20 protein-coding genes are annotated in these 19,996 nt (G+C 46.6%); 4 read left to right on the top strand and 16 right to left on the bottom strand.

Annotation, left to right across the window (positions count from 1 at the left end):
* The 14 genes from nuoI to M1L62_RS16255 form a co-directional block, all read right to left on the bottom strand.
* On the bottom strand, positions 1 to 516 hold the full coding sequence (gene nuoI / locus M1L62_RS16320) for an NADH-quinone oxidoreductase subunit NuoI (RefSeq protein WP_254560672.1): 516 nt from the start codon (positions 514 to 516) through the stop codon (positions 1 to 3).
* Positions 517 to 539: 23 nt separating this feature from the next.
* Positions 540 to 1,496 carry an NADH-quinone oxidoreductase subunit NuoH gene (nuoH, locus tag M1L62_RS16315; protein WP_254560671.1) on the bottom strand — a complete coding sequence of 319 codons (957 nt, stop codon included), beginning with the start codon at positions 1,494 to 1,496 and terminating at the stop codon, positions 540 to 542.
* Positions 1,493 to 4,201 (bottom strand): NADH-quinone oxidoreductase subunit NuoG, encoded by a 2,709-nt coding sequence (gene nuoG, locus M1L62_RS16310; protein WP_254560670.1) that lies wholly within the window; start codon positions 4,199 to 4,201, stop codon positions 1,493 to 1,495. Before nuoG ends, nuoH begins: the two co-directional genes overlap by 4 nt.
* A complete protein-coding gene (nuoF, locus tag M1L62_RS16305; protein ID WP_254560669.1) occupies positions 4,188 to 5,477 on the bottom strand; it encodes an NADH-quinone oxidoreductase subunit NuoF in 1,290 nt (429 codons plus the stop codon). The genes nuoG and nuoF overlap by 14 nt, the downstream gene beginning before the upstream one ends.
* Before the next feature lie 4 nt (positions 5,478 to 5,481).
* Positions 5,482 to 5,946 carry an NADH-quinone oxidoreductase subunit NuoE gene (gene nuoE, locus M1L62_RS16300; protein ID WP_254560668.1) on the bottom strand — a complete coding sequence of 155 codons (465 nt, stop codon included), beginning with the start codon at positions 5,944 to 5,946 and terminating at the stop codon, positions 5,482 to 5,484.
* A gap of 34 nt (positions 5,947 to 5,980) precedes the next feature.
* Positions 5,981 to 7,735 carry an NADH-quinone oxidoreductase subunit C/D gene (nuoC, locus tag M1L62_RS16295; protein WP_254560667.1) on the bottom strand — a complete coding sequence of 585 codons (1,755 nt, stop codon included), beginning with the start codon at positions 7,733 to 7,735 and terminating at the stop codon, positions 5,981 to 5,983.
* A 51-nt stretch (positions 7,736 to 7,786) separates the two neighbouring features.
* Positions 7,787 to 8,425 carry an NADH-quinone oxidoreductase subunit NuoB gene (nuoB, locus tag M1L62_RS16290; RefSeq protein ID WP_254560666.1) on the bottom strand — a complete coding sequence of 213 codons (639 nt, stop codon included), beginning with the start codon at positions 8,423 to 8,425 and terminating at the stop codon, positions 7,787 to 7,789.
* Complete coding sequence (locus M1L62_RS16285) at positions 8,422 to 8,859, bottom strand: NADH-quinone oxidoreductase subunit A (RefSeq protein WP_254560665.1); 438 nt, start codon at positions 8,857 to 8,859, stop codon at positions 8,422 to 8,424. Before M1L62_RS16285 ends, nuoB begins: the two co-directional genes overlap by 4 nt.
* A 92-nt stretch (positions 8,860 to 8,951) precedes the next feature.
* Positions 8,952 to 9,383 (bottom strand): CBS domain-containing protein, encoded by a 432-nt coding sequence (locus M1L62_RS16280; RefSeq protein WP_254560664.1) that lies wholly within the window; start codon positions 9,381 to 9,383, stop codon positions 8,952 to 8,954.
* Between the two features lie 208 nt (positions 9,384 to 9,591).
* Positions 9,592 to 10,359: a LytR/AlgR family response regulator transcription factor gene (locus M1L62_RS16275; RefSeq protein ID WP_254560663.1), complete on the bottom strand. Its 768-nt coding sequence runs from the start codon at positions 10,357 to 10,359 to the stop codon at positions 9,592 to 9,594.
* On the bottom strand, positions 10,340 to 11,359 hold the full coding sequence (locus M1L62_RS16270; protein WP_254560662.1) for a sensor histidine kinase: 1,020 nt from the start codon (positions 11,357 to 11,359) through the stop codon (positions 10,340 to 10,342). Before M1L62_RS16270 ends, M1L62_RS16275 begins: the two co-directional genes overlap by 20 nt.
* The gene (locus M1L62_RS16265) at positions 11,356 to 11,844 is read right to left on the bottom strand and encodes a cytochrome P460 family protein (RefSeq protein ID WP_254560661.1); all 489 of its coding nucleotides are present in this window, start codon (positions 11,842 to 11,844) and stop codon (positions 11,356 to 11,358) included. The genes M1L62_RS16270 and M1L62_RS16265 overlap by 4 nt, the downstream gene beginning before the upstream one ends.
* An 11-nt stretch (positions 11,845 to 11,855) precedes the next feature.
* Positions 11,856 to 12,653 (bottom strand): DUF1223 domain-containing protein, encoded by a 798-nt coding sequence (locus M1L62_RS16260; protein WP_254560660.1) that lies wholly within the window; start codon positions 12,651 to 12,653, stop codon positions 11,856 to 11,858.
* A gap of 19 nt (positions 12,654 to 12,672) precedes the next feature.
* Positions 12,673 to 13,641 (bottom strand): heme-binding domain-containing protein, encoded by a 969-nt coding sequence (locus M1L62_RS16255; protein WP_254560659.1) that lies wholly within the window; start codon positions 13,639 to 13,641, stop codon positions 12,673 to 12,675.
* A gap of 338 nt (positions 13,642 to 13,979) precedes the next feature.
* Here M1L62_RS16255 and M1L62_RS16250 point away from each other — a divergent pair, with 338 nt between their 5' ends.
* From M1L62_RS16250 to M1L62_RS16235, 4 genes are all read left to right on the top strand, one after another.
* Positions 13,980 to 14,834, top strand: a complete 855-nt coding sequence (locus tag M1L62_RS16250) for a DUF2911 domain-containing protein (RefSeq protein ID WP_254560658.1) — start codon at positions 13,980 to 13,982, stop codon at positions 14,832 to 14,834.
* A 57-nt stretch (positions 14,835 to 14,891) separates the two neighbouring features.
* Positions 14,892 to 15,335, top strand: a complete 444-nt coding sequence (locus M1L62_RS16245) for a protein-disulfide reductase DsbD N-terminal domain-containing protein (RefSeq protein ID WP_254560657.1) — start codon at positions 14,892 to 14,894, stop codon at positions 15,333 to 15,335.
* 45 nt (positions 15,336 to 15,380) lie between these two features.
* A complete protein-coding gene (locus M1L62_RS16240; RefSeq protein WP_254560656.1) occupies positions 15,381 to 15,860 on the top strand; it encodes an organic hydroperoxide resistance protein in 480 nt (159 codons plus the stop codon).
* Between the two features lie 122 nt (positions 15,861 to 15,982).
* Entirely contained in the window at positions 15,983 to 16,663 is a 681-nt protein-coding gene (locus tag M1L62_RS16235; RefSeq protein ID WP_254560655.1) for a metal-dependent hydrolase, read from the top strand.
* Positions 16,664 to 16,756: 93 nt separating this feature from the next.
* Here M1L62_RS16235 and M1L62_RS16230 read toward each other — a convergent pair whose 3' ends face one another.
* Positions 16,757 to 18,001, bottom strand: coding sequence for a peroxiredoxin family protein (locus tag M1L62_RS16230; RefSeq protein WP_254560654.1), 1,245 nt, complete (start codon positions 17,999 to 18,001; stop codon positions 16,757 to 16,759).
* A gap of 28 nt (positions 18,002 to 18,029) precedes the next feature.
* Complete coding sequence (locus M1L62_RS16225) at positions 18,030 to 19,724, bottom strand: protein-disulfide reductase DsbD family protein (RefSeq protein WP_254560653.1); 1,695 nt, start codon at positions 19,722 to 19,724, stop codon at positions 18,030 to 18,032.
* Positions 19,725 to 19,996 lie beyond the last annotated feature (272 nt).

Below are 19,996 nucleotides of genomic sequence, written 5' to 3'. Positions count from 1 at the left end.
TTATGGTAATAAGCTATGTACGTCCACCGGCGGCTCCTCATTATCTCCTTCGCCCTTGCCTTTGATCCCGGCAGATAAACCTGCTACTTTGTAATAATTGTAACCTGGATATTTCCCTTCGCTATTGATCAGCAGGTCTTCCTTTTCATACACCAGATTCTGCCGGTTGTACTCAGCCATCTCAAAATCAGGAATAAGCTGAATGGCATAGGTCGGGCAGGCTTCTTCGCAATAACCGCAGAAAATACAGCGCGAAAAGTTAATGCGAAAAAACTCGGGATAACGCCTGCCATTTTCGTCCTCTGTCGCCTGCAAAGAAATGCAGTCAACCGGACAGGCAGCGGCGCATAAATAACATCCCACGCAGCGTTCACCCATATCCGGGTCGCGGGTCAAAACAATTCTCCCGCGCCAGCGCGGATGCAATGTCACCTTTTCTTCCGGATACTGAATGGTTTCCCGCTTCCTGAACATATGCAGAAAAGTAAGTCCCATGGATCTTAACAGACTGATCATAACCGTATCGTTTAACCTGATTGTTAATACATTAATAATGCTACCGCGCCTGTAATCAACAAATTCAGCAGCGCGATCGGCAGTATTATTTTCCAGCCATATTCCATCAGCTGATCGTACCTTGGCCGAGGAAGCGATGCCCGCAGTAATATAAAAAGCAGAATAAAAACAAAGGTTTTTAGTGCAAACCAAACCAGCGGAGGAAGAAATGACGGCCCGAGCCAACCTCCGAAAAACACCGTGACAACCATCGCGGAAACGAGCGTGATACCCAGATATTCCCCGATAAAAAACATCCCGAATTTCATCCCTGAATACTCCGAGTGAAACCCGGCAACCAGCTCGCTTTCAGCCTCGGGAATATCAAAAGGCAGACGATGTGTTTCCGCGATTCCGGCGATCAGAAAAAGTACAAAACCTACCGGCTGCGTAAACACGAACCAGTAGTCCTTTTGCGCCAGTACGATATCCGTAAGTCTGAACGAACCGGAAAGCATCACCACCCCCATGAGCGACAAACCCATAAAAACCTCATAACTGATCATTTGAGAAGCACCCCGAAGAGCGCCCAGTAAGGAATATTTGTTATTGGAAGCCCAGCCTCCCAGCACGATACTGTACACGCCCAACGATGACATGGCAAGGAAAAACAGTAAACCCACGTTCAGATCCGAGACGAGAATTCCCGGTGCGAAAGGTACAACCACGAAGCTCATCAGAACGGCAGCGGCAACAATGGTGGGCGCTATCACGAAAATCACCTTGTCGGCAAATGGCGGAATCCAGTCTTCCTTGAAAAACAGCTTGATCGTGTCCGCAGCCACAATCAGCAGCCCAAACGGTCCCGCACGATTGGGGCCATATCGGTCCTGCCACAGCGCCAGCATACGGCGTTCCAACCAGATCAGCCAGGCAGCAATGGTGGTCAGCGTAAACAACATGATCACAATCATCAGGATGTATCGGAATATCTCGTTCATGGCTCTATTTTTGATAAGATCCCTTTCGCAGGCCAGCCGATGCCTGCCATCGAAGGCAGATTAAACGGTATGGCAGCCAGTCCCGGACGTAATTCTTTCTTTATTTTCACAGGAAGATCAAAACACTGGGTCTGAATCCTCAGGCGTAATAACGCATGTTCGGCAACATCAAATTTCTCGGCGTCTTTTTCGCTGATCAGCACATAGGGACTCGGCGCTCTTTCTGCAACAGCTGCCGAATAAACGCTCAGCGCTTCGGAGCCAAAAATGTGTGTCAACGGGATAATCTCCGTTTCCCCGGATTCAGCTAAAAACTGAGAAACAGGCATTTTCCAAAAATCAATTCTTGACATTTCCCCTTCTATAAATAGTCTCCTGCCAGGATCGCCTCCATGCAACGGCCCGCCTACTTCAATCTGGTATTTATTGATGGATTGCACCGAATTCCAGCCCGGAGCCCAAAAGAACGGAATCAGCGGTGCGGGAGGAATGCCCCGATATCCTTCCATGGTGAAAGAAAGCGGCGAATCATCATCCTGAGACGGCTTGGGTTCACTGACGGCAATATTCGCCAACATGGCAGTACGTCCGCTATAACGATGGGGTTCTCTCGGAATTCGCTGGCCGTTTATGCGAAAATCAGACGGTGGAGAAACCGTTTCAGCTCCCTTAAATTGCGGTATAACCCTGACCAGTTCCTCAATCAAATTTCCCGGCTCGTTTAATTCCTGCGGATCAACACCGTTTTTAAACTGCCTGAATTCGTCAAGCCAAAGCCAGCTTTCCCGGATATTTTCATTTTTAGGCATAAAAACCTGAAAGAACCGCTGCGCACGTCCTTCATGACTGACCATCGTACCATCTCCCTCAGCAAAGGTAGAAACCGGGATCAGCAGCGAGGCCTGACTCGTTGTCGCATGATGCAGATGATCCAATACCATCACGTGCCGGCAGGTCTCAAAAAAATGATCGACATCTGTTTTTTCGGCTCTTTGGTATAAATCGTTTTCGAGAATAATGGCCGCGCCTACGCCTCCCTGCTGAACCGCTTCAAAAGCTTTATCAAGCGCAGGAGCCTGCATCATAGCCAGTCCCATGCTGTTACATTCAGGCACAATCAACGACAGACTACCTATTTCCTTTTGTACACCAATTGCCAAGGCGATGTTACAGGCGGCTTTTACAATCCCCTCATGTCCCAGACTTGTACCGGAAATAATTAAGGGATGCTCTGCATTTTTTAAAATTGCTGCAATAGCAAATGCGCGTTTTTCGGTGGCTTCGTCCAGTCCATCAGGGCTAACAACCTCTTCATTGAGATAACTGGCAATGGCAAAACCAAAACGTGCAATCTCGTCGGGTGATCCGAAAAAGGTATCGCTGCTCAATTCATCCAGTTTTATTTCCACAGGAAAGGCGATGAACATATCCCCTTTTTCTTCCTGGATAAACTCGCGCAGGGCAGCATCATGCCAGGCCGGAATTTTGATATTTTGTGCATGCTCCAATGGTTTTCTCCTCACTGCCTGCCGCAGGGCAAGAGCGATTCGGGGAGCCGCATTGGTGGGATCTTCGCCCAGAATCAGCACCGCGTCTGCCTGTTCAATCTCTTTTATCGATGGTGTGTGCACTTTCCCGGAATTTAAAGTGGCAAGCAGGATGCGCAACAAACCAGCCTGATTTTCAGAAATCCCCTGATAAAAATGTTCTTCGCCTACGAGCTGTCTTAACGCAAAATTTGCTTCCAGTGATGCCCGCGGAGATCCGATGCCAATAATGTCCAGATTTTCAAAAAACGTTTTCAAATTGTCGTACAGATTCCGTTTTTCATCCCCTCCTACCATTGCTCCGCGGATCACTGGTTGTTGAACGCGGGTTATACCGTTGACGAATTCGTAACCAAAACGTCCCCGGTCGCATATAAAGTAGCCATTCACCTCACTGTTAAAGCGACTGGTGATCTGCCTTAGTTTTCCATAACGCTCACCGGCAATGATGTTACACCCCACGCTGCAATGCTGGCAGATGGACGGCGCCATGGTCATATCCCACTTGCGGGTGTAATGGTCTTTTAAAGTTTTGTCAGTAAAAACACCGGTCGGGCAAATCTCAGCCAGGTTACCGCTGAACTCATTTTCAAGCACACCGTCGCTTTCTCTCCCAAAATAGACATGGTTATGCGCACCAAAAACGTCCAGGTCTTTTCCTCCTGCATAATCCTTGTAAAACCGTACACAGCGATAACACTGGATACACCGGTTCATTTCATGGTTGACAAACGGGCCCAGATACTGATTTTTGTAAGTCCGTTTTTTAAACTCAAAACGCCGGTAAGCATGCCCCGTCATCACGGTCATATCCTGCAAATGACAGGACCCGCCCTCATCACAAACCGCACAGTCGTGCGGGTGATTGGTCATAAGCCATTCGATATTCTGAGAACGAAAAGCTTTGGCCACCGGATCATCCACCGATAAAAACATATTATCCCGAACACTTTCCATGCAGGACATTACCAAACGTCCCTGTGTATCATTTTCATCTTTGAAAACCTTGACCGCACATTGTCGGCATGCGCCAACCGAACCCATTGCCGGATGCCAGCAAAAATAAGGCAGGTTAAAACCCAGTGTCAGACAGGTTTCTAACAGGTTTTTACCCTCCTTCGCTTCGTAAGACGTTTTATCTATGTTAATGTGTGCCATGATTGTTTACCCAGGGGCATTTTTTTTCGTTGATATGCCTTTCGAAATCTTCCCTGAAATATTTCAGGGCACTTTGCAGCGGCTCCATGGCTCCGGGTGCCAGGGCACAAAACGTATTACCCGGACCCAGAAACTGCGTATGTATGGCAAGCAGTTTCAAGTCTTCCGGCCTGCCCTGCCCTTTTTCCAGGGATAACAATATCTTCTCTGTCCAGGGCAATCCCTCCCGGCATGGGGTACACCAGCCGCAGGATTCCTGTGCGAAAAAATGTTCCAGATTATGGACAAAACCAACGGGACAGGTACGGTCGTCCAGCACGATCATCGTACCGGTTCCCAGCCGGCTGCCGGCTGCGGCGACCGACTTGTAGTCCATTTTGATATCAAAATGCTGCTCAACCAGAAAATCAGTGGAGGCGCCACCCGGTAAGGCGCCCCGGAATTGGTATCCCTCTTTCATTCCCCCGGCGCGCTCCTCGATCAATTCTCTCATCGTCGTTCCCATCGGCAACTCCCACAGTCCCGGATTATTAACACGGCCACTGACTCCGTAAAGTTTCGTACCGGCGTCACTTCCGGGGCTCAAAGCCTTAAACCAGTCAGCACCGTTGTTGACGATATGCGGAATATTGCAAAGCGTTTCCACATTATTGACAATCGTAGGTTTACCAAATAACCCGCTTACCTGCGGAAATGGCGGTTTCGTTCTCGGCGTAGCCCTTTTTCCTTCCAGCGCGTTCAGAAGCGCGGTTTCTTCGCCGCATATGTATCTTCCCACGCCGGTATGCAAATACATTTCAAGATTGTATCCGCTGTTAAGGATGTTCCTGCCGAGATACCCCGCGGCGTAAGCTTCATCCATGGCATGCCTGACAAGCCTGGCCGCTTTTTTATACGCCCAACGCAAAAAGATGTACGAGATATTCGCCTGAATTGCGAACGCAGAGATGATCATACCTTCAATCAGCTGATGTGGGTTCCCTTCCAGCAGCAGGCGGTCCTTGAAAGTGCCGGGTTCCATTTCGTCTGCGTTAGCAATCAGATATTTTGTTGTTTCGCCGTCGTTCATGGGGACAAAGCTCCATTTCATGCCGGTATTAAATCCCGCGCCTCCCCTGCCTTTCAGATCAGATTCCTGTACCGTTTTCGTTACCTCTGACGGATTCATCGACTTTAATACCTTGCGCAAAGCCTGATATCCTCCCACCTGCTCATAATCTCTCAGATTAAGCGGCGGTCGCGAGGAGCTGATATGTTGGGTGAGCGGCGTTTCCATGGCATTATTTATATCCGTCTAAAATTCCATCCAGATCATCACGGGTCACGTTACGATATAATTCGTTATTGACCATCAGTGCCGGTGCATGGTCGCAGGTACCGAGGCAGGCATTAGGCAAAAGCGTAAACCGGCCGTCGGCAGTGGTTTCTCCAAAGCTGATTTGCAGTTTGCCCCTCAGATGTTCATAGAGTTTGTCATACCCCATGACATAACAGGTGATACTGTCACAAAGCAAAATGATGTTTCTGCCAACCGGTTTGCGAAAAACCAGATTATAAAATGTCGCTACACTGTCCAGTTCCTCCGGTGACATCTGCATATAGTCTGCAATGGCTCTCAGGCTCTCGTCCGAAATCCACCCACGGTGCTGCTGGACAATTTTCAGAGCCTCTATGCAGGCCGCCCTGCGCAGCGGAACCAGTGCGATCTCATGATCTATCTCCGTTATTTCTTCTGCTGTCAGCATAATTATTACGAATCATAGTCTAACCCAAACATCTTTACCTGTCAATATCCGCCAAAACATAATCCATACTTCCCAGAATAGATAACAAGTCGGCGACCGTGTAACCTTTGCTGATATACGGCAGCATTTGCATGTGCGGAAATGACGGAGTCCGTATCCGCACACGATATGCCGATGTGTTACCGTCACTCGTCAGATAATAACTGTTGGCACCCTTGGTTGCTTCAATGCAGCTCATGGCCTCTCCCGCCGGAATCACGGGTCCCCAGCTCACGTTCAGAAAGTGGGTGATCAGGGTTTCAATATCTTTCATCGTGTTTTTCTTAATGGGTGGCGTTGTCAGCGGGTGATCAGATTTGTAAGGTCCCTCCGGCATATTGTTCAGGCACTGTTCAATAATCCGGAGGCTTTGCCACATCTCTTCAACCCGCACAACGGCGCGATCATAACAGTCTCCGTTTTTAGCGGTCGGAATGTCAAAATCAAAGTTTTCGTATCCTGAATAAGGCTGCTTTTTTCTAAAATCCCAGGCAAAATCACAGGCTCTCAGACCGGGGCCAGTTACGCCCCATTCAATGGCTTCTTCCAAAGTGTAAATACCGATCCCCACCGTACGCGCTTTAAAAATGCTGTTTTGCATCACCATCCGGTGGTATTCCCTAAGCCGTTTCGGGAAGTGATCAATAAAGCTACGAACCAGTTTATCCCACCCGGCGGGCAAATCCTGCGCAACGCCACCGATACGAAACCAGTTGGGATGCATACGCGCGCCACATATCGCTTCCACGATATCGAAGATCTTTTCACGGTCGGTAAACATGTAAAATACGGGAGAAAGCTGTCCAAGGTCCTGTGCGAAGGTGCCATACCACACCAGATGGCTGGCAATGCGGAAGAACTCGCAAAGCATGACACGAATTACCTCCACGCGTTCAGGCACCTTAATCCCGGCCAGTTTTTCCACAGCCAGCAAATAGGCAAGGTTATTCATCACGCCGCCAAGATAATCCACCCGGTCGGTGTAGGGTATGTACGTGTGCCACGACTGCCGTTCACCCATTTTCTCAGCGCCCCGGTGGTGAAAACCAATATCCGGTACAGCATCCACAATATCTTCTCCATCCAGCTGAAGGATAATTCTCAGCACACCATGTGTGCCCGGGTGCTGCGGCCCGAGGTTCAGGAACATGAAATCAGCATCTTCGCTGTGTCTTTTTAAACCCCATTCTTCCGGTTTAAATTGCAGTGCTTCCTGTTCCCGGTCCTGCTTTTCGTCCCATAACCGGAATGGGTCCATTTCGGTTGCCCGCGCCGGATGTTCTTTTCTCAAAGGGTGCCCTATCCAAGTTAACGGCATCAATATACGTCTAAGATTAGGATGGCCTTCAAACCGGATCCCGAACATATCATAAACTTCCCTTTCATACCAGTTTGCATTTTTCCACAAATCAGAAATGGAAGCAATGCTGGGGAACTCGCCATGCAAAGCAACTTTAAGCCTGACAAAACAATTGCTTTCAAAGGAGAACAGATGGTATACAATCGTAAAATCAGGCGAGATAACACCGTTTGATTTGGTCTTGGCCCTGTTTCGCTCATCAATGGCGGAAAGATCAAACAACATGCCAAAAGGATGATGTGCTGTTTGTTTCAGATACGTGAGAACTTTGACGATATTATCCTTTTTTACCCATAGGGTTATTACCTCATCAGTTGCTGATTGTTGAGCAAGGGCGGATTCTCCAAAAACGGAGATCAGTTCATTTTCCAAGCCTGAATATTCATTCATGCTCTTGAGGTTTTAGTTTGTCAACCGCACGCTAACGTACTTCTGAGTCTTTCAAACACTGTCAGGAGTACGAAAATCAATCATCTTTTTCCTTTCTTCTCTTTTCTCTTCCCTCATCACCAACTGCCCGGGTTTGATAACCCCTTGCGGGCCAATGGCCCAGCTCAACGGCCGCTGCTCCTTCCCAACCGAGTCGGCCAGAAGCGTTAATCCCTGCATAAATGCATCGGGTCTGGGTGGACAACCGGGGACATACACATCCACCGGCAAAAATTTATCGACACCCTGTACCACGCTGTAAATGTCATACATCCCACCCGAGTTGGCGCAGGAGCCCATGGATATCACCCACTTGGGTTCCATCATCTGCTCATGCAGCCTTTTGATAATCGGTGCCATTTTCACAAAAACGGTACCTGCGATCACCATCACGTCTGCCTCACGCGGTGTTCCCCTGATCACTTCCGCTCCAAAACGAGCGACATCATATTTACTGGTAAGGCTCGTAGCCATTTCTACAAAACAGCACGACAACCCGAAGTGGAAAGGCCACATGGAGTTTTTACGCCCCCATGCCAGCAAATCCTGGACCGTTGTGAGCATTACACTTTGCTGCACCGATTCTTCAAAAGAACCCGTACCTTTTACCGCGTTGGCGGGCTCTGAAGGACTACTCAGCCACCATTTCATATGACAGGTTTCTTTAAAGGAAGGTTTTTTCGGTAGGCTTTCAAAATCTTTTTGCCGTCAGGGCCAAAATCCAGTGCGCCTACACTCCATTCGTAGATCAGTACCGCAAAAAGAAGTCCGATAAAAACGGTGATTCCAAGATAACCAGGCCATCCCAGTTCCTTGAACGCCAGCGCCCACAAAACAATAAATACCACCTCGATATCAAAGATGACGAACATCATCGCAACCAGATAAAACTGAGCTGAGAACCGCAGCCTTGCCGAGCCGGTTTCCAGAATGCCGGATTCGTAAGGCTGAGCGGTCGCACGGTCCTGATGACGTTGTCCAAGAAAATAAGAAAGCGAAATGATCAGTGTCAGCAGGCTAAATACCAACAGGGTGTAAACCCAAAAGGGCCAGCCTGGCGTATCCGATGTATTTAATTCATTCATAACCCACTTTATTAAAAAACGTTGTCAGTCAAAAACTGCCCTTTCTTAATGGGTACTACTCTGAAATTTAATACAGACAAGACTCAAACGGGTTAAATCCCCGTGATGTAATGTTTCAGGTTTCCAATGATAAACTGCTGGTCTTCAATAATGTATTTCACCACGTCACCAATGGAAATTATGCCGATAAGCTCTTCATCGTCCACAACGGGAAGATGCCTGATAAATTTATCAGTCATCAATGCCATACAATCTTCGATGGACGTATCCGAGGATACCGTAACAGGGTGCTCTGTCATGATTTCTCTGATCATGATCTCTTTGGAGGCCTTACCTCTCAGGATAACTTTTCGCGCGTAATCTCTTTCTGTGAAGATACCGATAAACCTCTTTTGTTCCATTACCAAAAGCGCTCCGATGTTTTTTTCGAACATCAGTTCCAGGGCTTCAAAAACAGTGTTATCCGGATGAATGGATACAGGCGCTGTCTTTTTTGTTTCCAGAATATTTCTGACTTTTCCCATAATTAGCTCCTTTCTCTTTTCAGATTTGGTAATAATTTGGTTACTATAAAGATAACTTTTATGCAAATAAAAAACTACGATTCGAATATTTTTTAGGATTTTATTTTGCACAAAGATTGATCACCTCCCGAAGTCTGCCAAAAAGTTATCCCAGACCCTGTTTCAGGCCAATTTCACCTCTGCAACTGGTTCCTCAGGATACCCAATTCTACCTGCTTTCCAGCCAGTTTAAAAAACTGCTGACCTTTTCCTTTCCGATGAGCAGTTTATCCGGCGAAGGAATAGTCAGTTTGACAAACAGCTTTCTGGAAAAGTAATGTTCCACTTCCTTGATCGCATCAAAATTGACCAGGTACTGACGGTTAAGCCTGTAAAACTGACTGGCCGGTACGATGCCCTGCACCTCTTCCAGCGGCTGTGAAATCGAATACTCATGATGGTCAAAGGTCATGATGCAGGTCGTTTCGTTGTGTATGTAGAAAAACGCAATATTCTCCGTTTTCACGGTCAGGTATTTATTCTGTTTGAAAACCAGGAAGCTCTTCTTTCCATCAGGCTCACCAAGCCTTTTCAATAACATTTCCAGATCCGGCACCAACGGTTTTTCTGTGGAAAAATAAGACCGCAGATTACTCAGTTTGTCGAGCGCCGATTCAATATGTTCCTTTTTAAATGGTTTTAACAGATAATCGATACCGTTGGCTTTGAAAGCTTCAATAGCGTAGTTGTCGTATGCGGTGCAAAAAATGATCGGCGGAATGACCTTGACCGATTCAAAGATCTCGAAACACAGCCCGTCGGACAACTGGATATCCATAAATATCAGATCCGGCTGCGGATTCTCGGTCAAAAATGAAACTGCCCTTTCTACGCTTTGTATGGTTGCCACGATTTTAGCATCTGTTCTGATGGAAGTGATGATCTGAGCCAGCGATTTGGCTGTTTTGATCTCATCCTCAATGATTAGTATATTCATGAATTAACGGAAGTTTTACTCTAAAAAAGTCCTGATCTGTTTCTATATCTATTTTTTTGTCCAGCAAATGCAGGTAGCGCCGGTTGATATTATCAAGGCCCATTTCGGTAGATCTGCCCGGGTTCTTTTTAAGCTGTAACCGGTTCTCCACTACAAGCCTGTCACCTTCGGAATACAAAACAATATTCAGCGGATAATCCAAAGAAACGACATTGTGTTTGATGCAGTTCTCCACCAGTAACTGGAGCGTAAAGGGCGGAATAAAAGTATTGTAATGCCCTCTTTCAATTTTATATTCAATATCAATCCCTTCTTCAAATCTTGCTTTCAAAAGAAACATGTACGCGTCCAGAATCTCGATTTCCTCCGACAAAGGAATAACATCCATTTTCCTGTTTTCCAGCGTAAAACGATAAAAATCGGATAGTTTCAGGATAAAATCCACGCTGTTCTTATCGTCCAGCTCCACCATGGATTTCAACGTATTCAGGCTGTTAAACAAAAAATGCGGGTTTACCTGCTGTTTGAGCAGCTCATACTGGGCACCCAGATTATCGGCCTTCGTCCGTTCCAGTTCCAGCGTTACCTGCTGGTTCTGATGCGTCTGGTATAACAGATTTAAAAGCATGTAAAAGACGAGGGTAATCAATATTCCGCGCACTTCAAACATCAGCATGACTGGCCCAAAGTTGGGCATCGGTCTTACAAATTCGCGTAGCCCGACCATCAAAAACATCAGGATAATGCCGAGGGTCAGACTGCGGATCAAAAGCGGGAAAGAAAACCCCGTCGCAGAATGCCTTTTTGAAAACTTGGGCAACGAATAAATATTAAAATACCAGACAAAAAGCGTAAATGTGGAGGTGATCAAAGCATCAGCAACGGCGTCGAAAGCACTGAAATGTTTCTCTGCTATTTTGGGTACGGTGGTCAGCACGCCCAGCACAACAGAGCTTAACCAGATCACCACGGCTGAAACTTTAAAAATTATTTTACTCATAACGCATTTGCTTTTACAGATGGGAAAACGGACGCTTTTTGATCAAAGATAAAATTTATCCTTTCCTGTTTGTCAAAATTAACTTTTTCCAAAACGTTCTCACCGTCCGTTTCTACTTCATAGTCCGCCCGGACATTATCCTTGTCAGCGGGCGACACACGGACTGTTTCGACCGTTTGTCTGGCCCCGTTGATGTTTCCGCCGAACCAAAACGGATTGGCTTCCTGCGCCCAGGTCACCAGCGTAAAAACCTCGCCTGGTACGTGCTGGCCGCTTCCGTCCCTCGCCGCTTCAAGCGCAGCCTCATTGCCGTAAAGCGTTGACATTGTGCCACGTTTCTTGTTAAAATTTGATGTGATCACGTGCAGTCCTTTCGCTTCAAAAATCGTTTCGGTGGCCAGTGTCGGCTTGGCTGAGTCGCTGCATGCTGATAACATCAGGCACGCAGCGATAAAAAACAGGATTCCGGTTTTCATCAGTTTCATCACTTTTCGGTTTAAATATTTTCCTTAAAATCAGGTTTGGCTGCTGCCAGAATTTCACCGCTATTTCTGTTTTGAAGAAAACCGATTATTTCCCAGCCCTTCGCATCAAAACCCTCGGGAAGACTGATCTCGGCAGTTCCTGTGCCTGTCTTACCTACCGCCTGGCTCTGGATCTGGTGTACGATCTGAACGTGTGAAAGTTCCCGACCGGCATTTTCTCCGCGTTTTACAGTAGTCCGTGCCACTTTTTGTACCACGGCCAGTTGCAGGTCGGTACTTTTCGAAGCTCCGTTTGTCTGGTACTGAATGATCAGTTTGTTCTGTCCCTGTTTCGCTTCCAAAACCAATTTTGCCGAAGCTGACGATTGTAAACCGGAGGTTATCGCGTTCGTCAGTTTTGATTCGTCAGAGCCGACGAACTCTTTTTCCCCATTCACAACGATCTGTGGCGTATAAACGGTCTCAGTTCTCAGCCAACTGGCATACTCGTATTGCCGGGTCGTAAAATCTCCCTTGCTGAACACATCTTTCCAACCCTGATTATCCCAGTAATCGACATGGAAGGCCAGGATATAAACCGGTTTACCGGGATTGGCCTGTTCCACTTTCGCCACCAGCTCGTCGGCCGGCGGACAGCTCGAACATCCTTCCGACGTGAAGAGCTCCACCACCGCGAAACCCGGCCCGGCCACCTTTTCACGGTTATTTTTTTCCAGACCGGCCTCGTGATTGTACTGAACAAAGGAGGTTAAAATTAAAGCCGCCAAACCCAGGCTGACAGCAACAGAGATCATGATGAACGTTTTCATGTATTTTATTTTTAATGGTTTAAAGTTTATTTTTAGTTGGAATATCAAATACAAATCCATTTTCAGGAACCATACGGTGGCAATTGATGCAGGAAGTTGCAAACGAAACTGTTTTGCCATACGGTTCCAGGCCAAGCCCGTTAAATCTGGCAAAACCCCAGCCTTCCGTATCCTTGAATTTCTTATCGTCTCTGATCATCATTTGAACGTTATTGAAGTTGCCGGGTTTTACATTCCCCTCAGCGTCTTCATGCTGGCTGTTCCAAACCACTTTTACGATCACCGCACCATTTGGCCAGGGTTTAATCTTATTCTCTTTGATCGCGTTTACGGCAATTTCATTTCCATAAATGAGGCGTATCGTGCCGTTGTCAAAACGATTGGTAGAACTTATCACCTTCCAGTTTTTGTAATCGTCAAAATAAGCGATACCATTCACGGAGGTTGGAACCTGATGCCCACGCTCTTTTTCTACTTTAACAACTTCCTCACCTCCCGTTTTTATTTTTGCGGTGTCACCCAAAGCATGATTTTTCCGCGACAGATCGATCACATAATTTTTCAGTATGCTAAGCTCCTCTTTTGTAATTTTTGCACCGGGATGGATTGTCGTGTATGTTGGCAAAGGCATTTTTCTGGCATCAATCATGTTGACCATGTACCACAATTTGGTTTCCTGATCTCCCTTGGAAATGCTGTCCCACTCGGAGAAGTTAAACCGATCTCTGGCCTCCTTCACGTCAGCAGCCACGACATAGGAAAAAGGGGCAATTTTATCGTACCATTTCAGGTTGGTCTCATTGGAATGACAATCATAACAGGCACGCTCGAAGATGCTCGTCACTTCCTTAGGGCCCTTAAATGCACCAGATATCGCAGGGTTGGAAATTTCAGGGCTCGTTGCCTGCAAACCGACAAATCCTGCAAACAAAATACAGCCCAGCAGGACCACCGATTTATTATACCTTTTTTGTTTTGAGAAGTTCATATCTGTTTCTTTTTTTCTCAAAGGTAAATCGACGGCAAAATCCGGAGCATTGAAAACCGGCTCAGTTAGACCAATTGGCGGGTGAACTGGACAGTTTAAAATCCGAACTTTCTTTTGCAAAAAAGAACCGTAAACCCATACATTATTAAATGCCAGTCAGCCATTTTACAACCCTCAAATCACAGAAAAAAGCCGCTTTCCTGCTGGCCATGCGGACTGTCCACTTCACCCTTCAATTTGCCTAATCCGGCTTTTTTCCATGTGCCGTTTTTCTCCTTTTGCTGTCTATTTGTATCAGCATTCAGCGGAAGTCGCTGCCAATCTTATCCAACAAGCATATGAAAACGAACTCTTTTATTTTAGCCATGATGTTGATGGCATCAGCAACCTTTAAAAGCAACGCCCAGGATTTAGTCCTGCCCAATCCGAGCACTACTCAAACGGTTATCCAGGATCTGGGACTTGGGAAAGTAAGCGTTACCTACTCCCGTCCACCGGTGAAAAACCGTAAAATATTCGGTGGGCTGGTGCCTTACGGACAGGTATGGCGGGCGGGTGCCAACAACGCGACCGTTATCAAGTTTTCGGAAGATGCCATTGTGGAGGGCCACAATATTCCCGCCGGTGCTTATGCGCTGTTCTGCATTCCCGAGAAAGATGAATGGACGATAATCCTGAACAAGTCAGCCGATCAGTGGGGCGCTTACGCCTACAACCAGGCCAGTGACCTGATCCGCTTTAAGGTTAAGACGATCAAAACGGCTGAAAAACAGGAGGCTTTTACCATGCTGTTTAACAACCCGACAACCATAACATCGTACCTGAACATCTCCTGGGACCAAACGGCTGTAAATATTCATTTGACGACCAATGATGATGCCAAAATTGTTGCCAGCATCGATCGTATCATGGAGAAAAAAGAGGTATCCAACCTCAACTATTTCAACGCCATACAATATTACTATATCAACAACAAAGATACAGACAAGGCGCTGGGCTGGATTGCCAAAGCGGAACAGGATTTTCCAAAAAGAGCTTCCTACAAACTTTTCAAGTCACGTTTTTTACTCAGAAAAGGTGATAAAGCAGGTGCGCAGGCCGCAGCGGAAGCAGGTATCAAAACAGCGCAAGAAGGCAGTGACAACGAATATTTGCGGCTAAATCAGGAAGCTCTTGAACAAGCCAAACGATAAAGATCCATACCGGACTGCGGTATCATAATCCAAAATTTATCCTTAAACAACGACATCATGAAAACCTTACTAGTATTTGTTGCCGGACTACTTTCAACCTTCTCCGCCAACAGCCAGATTTTGAAACCCGTAAAATGGAGTTATGCAGCAAAGAAAACTTCGCCAACCGAGGCCACGGTTTTTATCAAGGCCACAATCGATGCCGGCTGGCATGTATACGCCCAATCGGTGCCGGAAGGCGGGCCTCTGAAAGCCACTTTTACGTTTACACCTTCCAAATCATTTCAGCTGAACGGTGATGTTGCTGAGCCGAAACCCATTACCAAATTCGAAAAGTTCTTTGATATGAATGTCAGCTACTTTGAGAAGGAGGTCATATTTCAACAAAAAATCAAACTGAGTGGCAAAACCACGGTAAAAGGTGAGGTGGAATTTATGGCATGCAGCAATCAGCAATGCCTTCCTCCCGAAACCGTCGCATTCTCAATCCCTGTGAAGTAACAATCAATAAAATTATCATAAACAATTCATAATCAATAAAACAAAATGGAAAATCACCAAATCGAAAACGCATCTGTGAATCACGCTCAATCAAACACAGAAACTAAATTCACCCAAATTGAAAAGGTGTTGTACACAGGTAAAACCCACACCACCGGTGGCCGTGACGGCGCTTCTCAAAGTTCAGATGACCGGTTAAACATCAAACTATCATCACCGGGAAGTACCGGTGCCGGAACCAATCCCGAACAGTTGTTCGCAGCCGGATGGTCGGCCTGTTTCATTGGCGCCATCGGTATTGCCGCTTCCAAAATGAAGGTTACACTGCCAGCAGACCTGGCTGTGGATGCAGAAGTGGATCTGGGTACGGCTGCCGGCGGGTACTTTTTACAGGCCCGTCTTAATGTAAGCCTGCCAGGTTTGCCTGCCGACATCGCACAATCGCTGGTAGACGCCGCGCACCAGACCTGTCCCTATTCCAAAGCCACCCGCGGCAACATTGGGGTCGTTATTAATCTGGTTTAAACTGAACCATTTCTAAAAATAACCTGTCCGGCTATTACGGGCAGGTTATTTTGTGCTTAAGGCCTGCGTCGTCTTTGATATCATCAAAAACAAATCACTATTATTGCATTAAAAAGATAACCATGAAAATTACTTACTACGGTCACTCCTGCTTCTCGGTCGTCGCTGGTGGCAAACATATCCTGTTTGATCCCTTTATTTCGGGAAATGAACTGGCGAAAGGTATCAACATTGATGACATAAAGGCCGATTACATTTTCATATCTCACGGCCATTTTGACCACATGCTGGATGCCGTCGCTATTGCGAAACGTACCGGTGCGATGATCGTTGGGATCTGGGAACTGTATATCTATTTTACCAAAGAAGGCGTTGAAAATGTGCATCCGTTAAATCCGGGCGGCAAGGTAACTTTCGATTTTGGCACGGTAAAAGCGGTTTCGGCACAGCATTCAAGCAGCCTGCCGGATGGAAGTTATGCCGGTGTTGCGAGCGGATTTGTCTTGAAAACCACCGACGGAAATTTCTATTACAGCGGTGATGCCGGCCTTTCCCTTGACATGACGTTAATCCCCAAATGGGCTGACCTGGACTTCGCCGTTTTCCCGATTGGTGATGTACTGACGATGGGCGTTGAAGATGCGATCGAAGCGGCAAACTTTGTTAAAACAAGTAAAGTTATAGGAGTTCATTACGATACATTCGGGTTTATCAAACTGGACAAAGCAGAAGCAATTCAGGAATTTAAAAATGCCGGCCTGACGCTGCATTTACTTGAAATAGGCGGAAGCATCGACATTTAAGTATAGTTAAAAAACGAGCAGAACGCCAGGGGATTATTTCCCCTGGCGTTCTGCTCGTTTTCATGGATACGGTCGCGATAACTATAAAAAACCTTACAGCTTCTGTTCCAAAAGTGTATTGACAGATGTTTCAAAATGACTTTTGAATTTCAGATGATAATCACCGGCACCAGGGCCGTAAAAGGACGTGCTGATGTCGCTCACCACACCGTTTTTATCCAGCAGAATTGTGGTTGGAAAAACTTTGATCGCCGTCAGCTGCGGTAGCGTTTTTTCCGCCCGTTGCGGGTCTCCTGCGGTCACGCCGGTATTCAGGATCGGATATTGAACATTAAACTGGTCTTTGAATTTTTGCAGGCTTTTCACCGACCTTGCCGCATCCGTGCTCAGCTCATAACCCAGCGCAATAATTTCAACGCCCCGATCTTTATTCTTCCGATAGAAATCGCTCAAAAAAGCTGTTTCGTCCATACAATTCGGACACCAGGAGCCCATGAGCTGTAAAATCACCACCTTACCCTTAAAACGCTCATCGTTCAGTGAAACCGGATTCCCTTCCAGATTTTTGAAAGTAAAATCAAGTTTACCATCACTGCCTTCCTTCAAGGCTGTAACAGCCGTCGCAGGTGCTTGCAGGACTGCATTCTCATCTTTTACGGCTGTCCAGGTTTCCACACCCGAAAGTCCATTGTAGAAATGACCGGAGAGATGGTCGCCATTAATTTTTGCAGACAACAAAAGCGCGTGACTACCATCGAAAGTGGAAAGAGAAAGAGAATCTCCGGATACCACACCATCCAGATACCGGTAGTCGCCGGACGGTGTCAGCACCGATCCCGACAGAATATTCCCCTTTTGAATAATCTGTCCAATAGCCGCTCTTTTGGTGTTATTAGCACGTGTAAATTCGATGTTCCATTTGCCATGAACCTGTCTGGGTTTGCCGGTTTTTCCAATCGCAAAACGGCCACCTCCGGCGGAAGCCCTAAATGGAAAAATGAGATCTTTACTGGCCCCGCCGCTGACCCAGACACCGCTCAGGCTGTCTTTACGAATCACTTTGGCCTTAAAATAAGATTCAAAAACCGGCATTTTAATGATAAGCGAATCATTTTCGATGACCATTTCCTCGGTTTTTATACGTTCTGATGCATTTAAAACGGAGGTTATCCATTTCCCATTCTGGTTTTGAATATCCAGTTCAAAGGGAATTACATGCCCATCCGGCCGCTGCAATGCTGCATGCCATTTACCTTGCGTAAGCGTCGGTTGTGCCACGGCGGATGTGTACAGGAAAAATGCCATACATAGTCCGCCCAGTCCATATTTCTTGTTCATGGATTTAAATTTTGAGTGTTTAAAAAAATTATCGATTGAATACGCTGAGGCCCGATTGAAGATAATCGTGATAACTATCCACATCGTAATCAGCTCCTTTTGGTGTTACCAGTTCCTTTTCCGAAACAGGGTTCTGCAATACATAAAACGGCTGCGAATTGGTATTAAAATGTGTAGCCTGAATGTCGCTGTTGAGCCCGCCGATCGTGGTAATTCTCCTGTTGCTGAATTTACTTATGTATTGCTCATTAGCGGGTAGTTCGGTCTTATCATCAACATACAACTGAATCAGGACGTAATCATTTTTAATTAAAGACAGCACCTTATTGTCCGGCCAGACGGTTGCTTCCATTTTGCGGCAATTGACGCATGCATGGCCTGTAAAATCAATCAATACCGGCTTGTTTACTTTTTTGGCATAGGTTATGCCCTCTTCGTAATCGAAAAACGGGTGCAGGTTAAGCGGTTTGTCAAACAAATCCTGATACTTGCGGGGTTGCGGCTGCGAAACCGACGTTTCATTAACCGCTGTTATGCTGCTATTTCCTGACAACAGTGGCGTGTACAAGTCGAAATCCTGGCCCGACTGCGGCGGCAGAAAAGCAGCGATGGATTTTAAAGGTGCCCCCCAAAGACCCGGAATCATGTAGATTGAAAATGATAACACGATGATCGCCATAAAAAGCCGGGGAACGCTGATGTATTTGAGTTCACTATCGTGACTAAACGTTAGCTTGCCAAGGAGGTATAAACCTGCAAGCGCGGCAATCACAATCCACAAGACCAGAAACACCTCACGGTCAAGAATATGCCAGCGGTATGTAAGATCTACGTTGCTCAAAAATTTAAGAGAAAGCGCCAGTTCCAGAAAACCCAGACAGACTTTTACACTGTTAAGCCAGCCACCCGATTTAGGAAGACCTTTAAGCCAGGACGGAAAAAGTGCAAAAAGCACGAAGGGCAGTGCCAGAGCCAGTGAAAATCCGAACATTCCCATGGCCGGTCCCAAACGCGCGCCCGAAGTGGCTGCTTCGACCAAAAGGGTACCGATGATCGGACCGGTGCAGCTGAACGACACCAGCGCCAGCGTTGCAGCCATGAAAAAGATCCCTGCGAAACCTTTGCGATCACTGTTTTCCTCTGCTTTGTTAAGCCACTTATTGGGCAGGACAATTTCGAATGCACCGAAAAATGAGGCGGCAAACACGACGAGCAACACGAAGAAAACAAAATTAAATATGCCGTTCGTAGCAAGTGCATTCAACGCGTCCGCGCCGAAGACAATGGTGATCAGCATGCCCAAACCCACGTAGATCAGAATAATGGATAAGCCATAGATCACGGCATCAATGATACCTCTTCGCCGTTCCGTGTGTCGTTTGGTAAAAAATCCGACGGTGAGAGGTAACATGGGAAATATGCAGGGCAGCAAAATAGCAGCCAAACCTCCCAGAAATCCGGCCAAAAAAATCGTCCCTAAACTTAATGGCTCTTTTGCCTTTTGCTGCGACGCGGTCTGATTTACCGCCACATCCAGGGATTTCACAGATTCCTTTACCGCTTTATGTTCCAACACCGGTGCTTTTACAACCGGCTCGAAAACAAGGCCGGACGTGCCGGTAGTATCTACCTCCTGAACGGCTGCGTTAAGTGCCGGTGTCAGCAGCAAAAACCATAATAAAAAAATGTAATGCAGTTTGTTTTTAGTGAGCGTTTTCATCATTGCCTTTTAGTAATCTTTTGTTCCCGATTTATTTCCCTTGGTCAGCGGATCACTCTTTTTGTTGTAATCCCTGGTTCAAAAGTATTTTTTCAGCAACAGATCCGGATGAACTAATTACCCCAACCGGGCAAACCGATAGCTGAATTGGGCGAGAAAAGCGTTCAAATTGCAGCACCTTTCTGTCGAACGCATCTTTTCTAAAAAAGGCCGTTGCAGAAGGTTCCGGACAAAAAAAGCCGGCTTAGCATGCCGGCTCCTTTCAAACTACATAA

The organism is Dyadobacter diqingensis (assembly GCF_024220585.1).
GTDB lineage: Bacteria > Bacteroidota > Bacteroidia > Cytophagales > Spirosomataceae > Dyadobacter > Dyadobacter diqingensis.
This window is presented reverse-complemented; position numbering and strand designations above follow the sequence as displayed.